The following is a 7,645-nucleotide window of genomic DNA, read 5'->3' as shown; positions in this document are numbered from 1 at the left end:
ATGCTGGCCCTGAGCTACCCCGTCCCGATAATTATCGGGATTCGGGGATCCAAAGGGATATTTTCTTAACGCTCAGTCCCCCTATGTTATCAAGTGCCCTCGGCCCTATTCTTGAAAGCAATAGTATCCAAGAACATTCCTACCTAAAGGCAGGCAAGTGTGGAAATTCGTAAGCCCTGCGCCTAATTTCATTACCCATGTTGGTTTGATGACTGAAAAAGGCCAAGACACTTAACAACCTCAAAATCCAGGTAATTTGTGTAATTCCATCTAACTTAAACCTAATGTTAATAAAACGAAAGTTCTGAATCAACCCAAATTGGTAGATGATTAAGGTTATTTTCTTTAGTCACTTTTTGTCTTGACACAAAAAGTAACCAAAAAAGTCAAGACGACGGAATCCTATCAGCCCGCAAGGCCGGAGCCGGCCCGGTCCGTCGTCATTCCTCCCCTGATCTACTAAATAGATTTAGGTTTCAATGTTATGGGATTCTTTTAATACTCACCAACGCTTATCTAAAGTTAGCTACTTAACGTTACTTTGAAAATGTCTTCGAATTCGTGGTTCAAAAATTCCATTTCTTCAATAGAACAAGACTCCCAAACTTTCAAGCTCCAACCCTTTTGCCTTTTGCCTTTTGCCTTGGCTCTTAAATACACTAATTCTTCATTCATCACTCACTTCTCTCCTTCCCTAAGTCTCTTCATCTTTCCCCGATCCCACTATTTCGAAATCCACCTTCCGAAATCCCACTTTCATAACATTTCCCTACATTTACCTCCTCAAACCAACAAGCATGAATGATTCCCAAGGGACCCGCATCAACAAATACCTCAGCGAGGTGGGTTTTTGTTCGAGAAGGGCAGCAGACAAATTGATAGAAGAAGGCAAAGTCACCATCAATGGCAAGGTGCCGGAGATGGGGACCAAAATACAACCCGGTGATGAAGTCCGTGTCCAAGGGAAATTGATTTCTCCACCCAAAGAGGAACATGTCTATATCGCTTTCAACAAGCCCGTGGGCATTGTCTGCACCACAGACACCAAAGCCGAAAAAGACAACATCATCGATTATATCGGTCATCCCAAAAGGATATTCCCCATTGGCCGTTTGGACAAGCCCAGCGAAGGACTCATTCTACTGACCAGCGATGGGGATATCGTCAATAAAATCCTGAGGGCCCGCAACAACCACGAAAAGGAATACATTGTCACGGTAGACCGGATGATTACCTCCGACTTTATCAAAAAAATGGGCAATGGGATCCCCATTTTGGGCACCATGACCAATCCCTGTGAGGTGGAAGCCTTGGGCAAGTATAAATTCCGGATCATCCTTACCCAGGGGCTGAACAGGCAGATTCGGCGCATGTGTGAGTATTTGGGTTATAATGTCACCAAACTGAAAAGGATCAGAATCATGAACATCCCTCTGGACCTGCCCATTGGTCAATGGCGTGACCTGAGTGAAAAAGAAATGCAGGAAATCAACCGTCTCTTGGCTGACTCTGCGAAGACGCATGAAGAAGAGCCTAGAAAAAACTAGGTCCTGAAACGGGAAAGGAGTTTATCCAACCACTGGGAAGGTGGTTTTTTATCCTCCATTTCATAATAATTACCCGTGTATTTGTTTTTACGGAGGTAAGAATAATTGTAGCCATAACCATAATTATACCCTCCGAAATCATAAATATCACCCCCTGCTTTCAGCCCATTGAAGACCGCATAGATATTGCCAATCTGATCGTTGGCATACAGGTCATTGATCATCAACAGGTACTTTTTATGGGTATAATTCTGCCGCACGATGTACAGGTTGACGTCCGAAAAGCGCAACAAATCCATGGTCTCAGACACCAAACCAATCGGGGGTGTATCCATGATCACAATTTCAAATTCAGACTCCAAATGCTCCAACAGCTCCACCATTTTATCCTTCAACAATAGCTCGGCAGGATTGGGAGGAATGGGACCTGAGGGAACCATAAAAAGGTTTTCATACTTGGTCTCCAAGATGACATCTTCTTTTTCAGCTTTATTTACCAGGTAATTGGACAAACCTGTCTTGGAATCAAGTCCTACATAGTCTGCAATTTTGGGTTTCCTAAGGTCAAGACCCAAAATGCAGGTTTTCTTACCGCTCAAAGCCATGGCTGCGGCCAAGTTGAGACTGACAAAGGTTTTTCCCTCTCCGGAAACTGAAGAAGTGATCAGGATTTTCTTACATTTTTTATCACTGGCAATGTAGAAAAGCGCAGACCTTAGGGAGCGGAAAGACTCTGCCACCATGGACTTGGGGTGTTCTGCCACCAACATATTGGTTTCCTTATTGCTCAGGCCAATGGTTCCCAAAAGCGGAATGCGTATGGCATTCTTCAATTGGATCTGATCCATGATCTTATTGTTAAAGTAATGGTAACCCAACAGGAATAAGAGCGGAATAAAGAAACCCAAGCCAATGGCCATCCCATAGTTTTTGGGTTTTTGAGGAAAAATAAGGTTGCCCATTCTGGCATAATCCAGGACGGAGTTATCCGAAATATTGGAAGCCTTGGCAATGCCAGCCTCTGCCCTTTTCTCCAAAAGGTAATTGTACAAGTTTTCCCTTAACCTGTATTGCCTGAAAATATTGGTATAATCGGACTCCGTCTGCGGCAATCTAGAAAATTCCGCATCAGATTTGTCAAGCTTTTTTCTTGCCTCATCCCTTCGATTCTCTGTATTAGCGACCAGGTTGTTGATGTTTTCGAATACATTTTCCCTCAACTTGGAAATTTCTTCATCCACTTCTTTGACTTTGGGATGATTTTCATTGACCAAAACCAGTAATTTTCGCCGTTCAAGCGAAGCCTCCACCAAAGTTCGGATCAATCCATTGAGAAAAGCATCATTCACTCCAACCACAGAAGGGGCCACGATGTCGGTGTAATCATTACCTTTAGTCATCAGGTACTGTTGCAGGGATTTGTAATAACTCAACTCAAACTCAATGTTTTGGATCATCTCTTCCAGCCGCTGCATATTGCTCAACACCCCGCCAAATTCAGAATTGACATCCAGCAGTTTATTCTCCACTTTGAAATTGAGCATCACCCTTTCTACCATCTTTAGGGAATCTTCCAAAATCCGCATCTGATCATCGATGAACTTCAGGGTGTTCTCAGAAATCCTGTTTTTCTCCTTCAGGTCATAATCAATGTAGGATTCCATCAAGGCATTGACATAATCCCTGCCTTTTTCCACTACTTTAGTGACCATGGATACCTGAAGCACCGTTCCGTAACTGTTGATGGGCCTTACCGCAATGGAGCGGGCGTATCTGTCTATGATGTTCGACGGGCTATGAATAATGAAGTACAATTTATCGCCCACCCGCATTGGTTTGATTTCTTCCACAGAAAAACTGGAACGGGAAGAGGAAATCAACTCTCCAAATCTGAAGGTTTTGTTCAAGATTTCGTCATCCACAGGTCCGTCTGCTTTGACATTTAAAAAGTCAAAAAAACCTTTTTCCTCACGGGACAGCACAAACTCATTATCCGAAACCTTGGTAAGAAAGATCGCCCCTGTTTCAAATTGAGGTCCATCCCTTACAACCTCCACCCTAATGGGGGATTTATCATATAATTCTACTTCCTTGATGGTGGTATAGGCAAAATAGCTGACATCTAAATGCAATTTGCTTATGGCTTCTTCTGCCAGGTTTTTGGAAGTCAACAAAAGGATATCATTCTCCAGGTTTTGACCACCGCTAAAAATATTGGACCTGTCCAGAATCCTTACTTCCGGGGTATTTTTTTGCTTGATCAAAATACTGCCCCTTACTTCATATTCCTCCACAGAATAACGGTGAAAGAGGAAAACCCCTACCAAAGCAATAAAAATACAGGTCAGGTACAAAGGCCAATAGCGCGCATATTTGATCAAGTAATACTTGATATCTATGGGCTTAACCTCATCCTCAAACTTAGAAATATCTACTTTTCCATCAATCATAAATTCCTACCAACCAAAGCAAAAATAAGTATTATAGAAGATGTGACCGATATGATCAGTCCCAAAGAGGCTGCCAGGTTATCTGCACGGCCAAACTGTCTGATATTCATCGGTTCTAGGTACAAAATATCATTATTTTGGATAAAATAATAGGGAGAGGCCAATAAAGCCCGATCATTCAAATTGATCTGATGGATTTTTGAGCCACCGTCATATTGCCTGATCAGGAACAATTTGTTTTTCTTGGCCAAAATATTGGATTCTCCTGCCAATGCTATCGCATCGAAGATCGTCGCCCTGTGTTTCAGCATCACCTTGGTACCCGAGTTATTAAACTCTCCTAAGGCTGTAAACCTGATCCCTCCGATTCTTAACCTGACATAAACGTCATCTTTGAAATATTCTCGAATGGCCTCTTCTACTTTTATCCTGGCCTGTTCCTCTGTCAGGCCGGATATTTTGATCTTCCCAAGCCTCGGAAGGTTAACGTAGCCATCCACATCTATGACATATCCGGTCATGAAAAACATATCTCCTGCACCCATCATTCCCATACCTCCCATACGCATGTTTCTGGAGCCTTGGAATTCAAAGGCCTTGGTCAGTTCCTCATCTGCGGAAGCAAAATCAATATCCACCACATCAAAAGGCTGTAGGATATAATTCTTGTCGTACTCAGCAAAAGGAATAAACTCATCCAACTCAATGGGCTCATCTCCAGGGAGATTCTGGAGGTACACAATCCTTTTATTGCTGATACATGCAGATGCAAAAAGTAGGACAAAGGAAAAAAGAACTAAACTTCTCATGAACAGATAAATTCTTGAAATTGCATCAAATATAAAGAAATACTTGAATTTTAAACCACTTTCTTTGGCTTCAAAAAGCCGGCTTTTTTTTCAATCCATAAATCTGGATTTAATGGTAAATAAAAAGGCATTCTTGACTTTGGCAGACCAATTTTTTTTCTATTAGAAGTGGAGAATTATCTTAGAAACAGGCTGATTTAACAATTTAATCCTTTACATGACTCTCCCATATGGATGCTTTGCATCCCATAATTGTCCCTCATTTTGCTAAAATGTACCAGAATTTCTTCCAAGCATTTCAGGTTTTCATCAGGCAAATTCCCAAAATTATGGGGATGCCACCATAGGTGATAGGCCAACCCTGATTTTGCGGCTTCTTCCATTTCTTCTTTAATCCTGGTAATTCTTCTTTGGTTAAAAAAAGAATTACTTCTAAAGGGTCGCAACAAACGGGAAGCAGGCAATCCTAAAACTTCAATTCCTTGCCGCTTTGGCAACGGATAGGAAGTTTTTTTTCCCAAAGCCACCAAAGTATCCCCGGTTCGGAAGAGTTTTTTGAGCAAGTTTTCTTCCTGGGTATTCTTCCAATACCAGTCACTGGGATTAGTCCTTACCGTTTGGAAACCCATTGCTGCGGCAGTCCTGATGGAATGTTTATCCATTTGGTTGCGCGGAAACACCAAAGACTTTAATTCAAGCCCAAACTTATCCTTAGCAATTTGCTGAGCTGCTTTCAGATCAGCTTGGAATGAGGCATGGCATTGTCCGGCTTCACAGGTATAATAATGGGAAAAGGTATGGCTACCTAACTCCTGATGGGGGTAATCCAGGATAAGTTTTACCAAATCAGGGGCAAATAAGGCCTCTTCCCGGATCTGTTTTTGTTCTTCAAACCAAGCATAAGCAGAAAACCGCTGTTTATGATATGCTGGTTTCAGCTCTGGCCAATAGGCTTTCCATTCTTCAACATTAGCAGCCATAAGACTCCCCACTGTGGCCCAGGTAGCATGGATGCCATATTGCTGGAATAACTCCAACACCTGAGGAATACTGTTTCTGGTTTGATGGTAATAGGACAAATTGCTATGCAAGTCTGTCTTGTCAAATCGTCCCCAGTGCAACTCGAAGTCCAGTGATATGATGAAAAATGAATCCACAAAAAAAGGTCTATCAATACGTAAATCTATCAAATATTTCGAAGTTTCAAATTGTAAATCCCCAGAATGGCCAATAAATGGAAAAAGATCATGAAAAAAGATTTCATGCGCATGATGATGCCAAGGTTGTTTAGGGTCAGGGCATAGACCCCCATCAACAAAAGGCCATAGACCAAAGCCCATAGCAACCAAAGAGGGATATTTTTCCAGTTACGCTTGATCAACCATAAAGGAAGGGTTAAAATCAGGAAAAGGCTGATGCTGTTTTCAAGGATGGCCATATATTGCCAAAAACTACCCCCTTCTCCCCAGAATGGCCTGAAGAAAAGTGTCCAGGCCTTTTGCCACCAAGGGTACTCTCTCATGGGTATGGCGGAACCTGCAGCAAACTGATCCAAAAACCTGAACTGTTCCTCACTGAAGCCCACAATATCAGCCGGTGCGATGCCATCCATATGCGTAATGTAGAGCAAGAACTGTGTCATATACCAAGCGGCCACCACCAGAATGGGGGTAAGCCCTAATTTTAGCCATGAGGCAAGGCCCTTATCCAGCCAGATGATCGGTAAGGCCATCCCTAAAAGCAAAGCACCTTGCAGAGGTCTGACCAGGTAAGAAAGCAAAATACCCAACAGCAACCAATACCCCCCCTTTTTGAGGTCATGGGATCCTTTTAGGAAAAAGGCCAATCCCAACAAACTCAGGGACTCCTTTCCGATTCCAGCAGTCCAAAAGTGCAGGTTGGGCAGCAGAAAAACCAAGTATAGCAGGCCTAGGAATAAAGCATCGGATTCAATTTTGAAAGTTTGGATGACCAATGAAAACAGGATTTTCAAAGCCCAAAAAGACGCCAGTGCATAGAGCACATTCCCTATCCAAAAAGGAAGTCCTAGTAGTTTGGATGGCAGGTAATTCAGCCACTGTATAAAATAACTGCGGGTCCCAAAATGATCCGACCAGGTTTCCGGTTGATGCCCGGTCTCTGCGGTCAGGTTCCAATAGCGGATGGCATCCCCTCCGTGTTGGTTGAGGTACCAGGTAAACACCAAGGCGAAGGCCAGATGGTAAAAAAACAAGAACCTGATAAATCCATCAGGTTGGGGGACAGAAATCCTATTCATCTGATCAAATTGAATGAATATTTTAAAGATAATTCAAAAAAATGATTTGCCCGCTTTGTGCCATATACAAGTCTTCAGGGTTTAACTCCGCTCCATATTCCCGACGCTGAAAGCGTCTGATAACGAAGGATAGCGTCGCTACCCAGGGATGTTTAAATGAAGATCTCCCTGTCCACCCAACTCCGGAAGGAGTTGAATTTAACAAGGCTGTTTTCATTACCGGGCGTGTCTCGAGAGCAAGGCAATTCGTGAGGTCAAAATGTAACGTATGTTCTCCTAATCAATCAAAAAGGATGAGTAATAATCAGTCCTTAAGAGGAGGAGAGGGCGGAGCGTTAAAAAATGATTCTGTGAATCATTTTAGCGACGAGCCAGGCTGCAGGGCTACCCCGACGACTAGAAATGAAAAAAGACAAGCTAACACTTAGCATTTGAATGCAGAGGAGGAGAGGACCGAGCCTGTCTGACTGCCAGGCAGGTGTGAAAAATTGCTCCAGTGGAGCAATTTAGCGAGGGGCCAGGTTGCAGGGCGGCTCCGACGACTCGAAATGAAAAAGGGGG

5 protein-coding genes are annotated in these 7,645 nt (G+C 43.0%); 1 reads left to right on the top strand and 4 read right to left on the bottom strand.

Annotation, left to right across the window (positions count from 1 at the left end):
• Positions 1–797: 797 nt before the first annotated feature.
• Positions 798–1,547: a 23S rRNA pseudouridine(2604) synthase RluF gene (gene rluF, locus B879_RS19915; protein WP_009187030.1), complete on the top strand. Its 750-nt coding sequence runs from the start codon at positions 798–800 to the stop codon at positions 1,545–1,547.
• On the opposite strand, the gene B879_RS19910 is transcribed toward rluF, so the two are convergent.
• The 4 genes from B879_RS19910 to B879_RS19895 all read right to left on the bottom strand — a co-directional run bounded on the left by B879_RS19910 (position 1,544) and on the right by B879_RS19895 (position 7,084).
• On the bottom strand, positions 1,544–3,997 hold the full coding sequence (locus tag B879_RS19910; protein WP_009187029.1) for a GumC family protein: 2,454 nt from the start codon (positions 3,995–3,997) through the stop codon (positions 1,544–1,546). The genes rluF and B879_RS19910 overlap by 4 nt on opposite strands.
• Positions 3,994–4,806 (bottom strand): polysaccharide biosynthesis/export family protein, encoded by an 813-nt coding sequence (locus B879_RS19905; protein WP_009187028.1) that lies wholly within the window; start codon positions 4,804–4,806, stop codon positions 3,994–3,996. The genes B879_RS19910 and B879_RS19905 overlap by 4 nt, the downstream gene beginning before the upstream one ends.
• Before the next feature lie 197 nt (positions 4,807–5,003).
• Positions 5,004–5,996 carry a polysaccharide deacetylase family protein gene (locus tag B879_RS19900; protein ID WP_009187027.1) on the bottom strand — a complete coding sequence of 331 codons (993 nt, stop codon included), beginning with the start codon at positions 5,994–5,996 and terminating at the stop codon, positions 5,004–5,006.
• Positions 5,993–7,084 carry a hypothetical protein gene (locus tag B879_RS19895; protein WP_009187026.1) on the bottom strand — a complete coding sequence of 364 codons (1,092 nt, stop codon included), beginning with the start codon at positions 7,082–7,084 and terminating at the stop codon, positions 5,993–5,995. The genes B879_RS19900 and B879_RS19895 overlap by 4 nt, the downstream gene beginning before the upstream one ends.
• Positions 7,085–7,645: the final 561 nt, after the last annotated feature.

Source organism: Cecembia lonarensis LW9 (genome assembly GCF_000298295.1).
GTDB lineage: Bacteria > Bacteroidota > Bacteroidia > Cytophagales > Cyclobacteriaceae > Cecembia > Cecembia lonarensis.
Note: the sequence above shows the minus strand (reverse complement) of the source record. Positions and strands in the feature narration are given on the sequence as shown.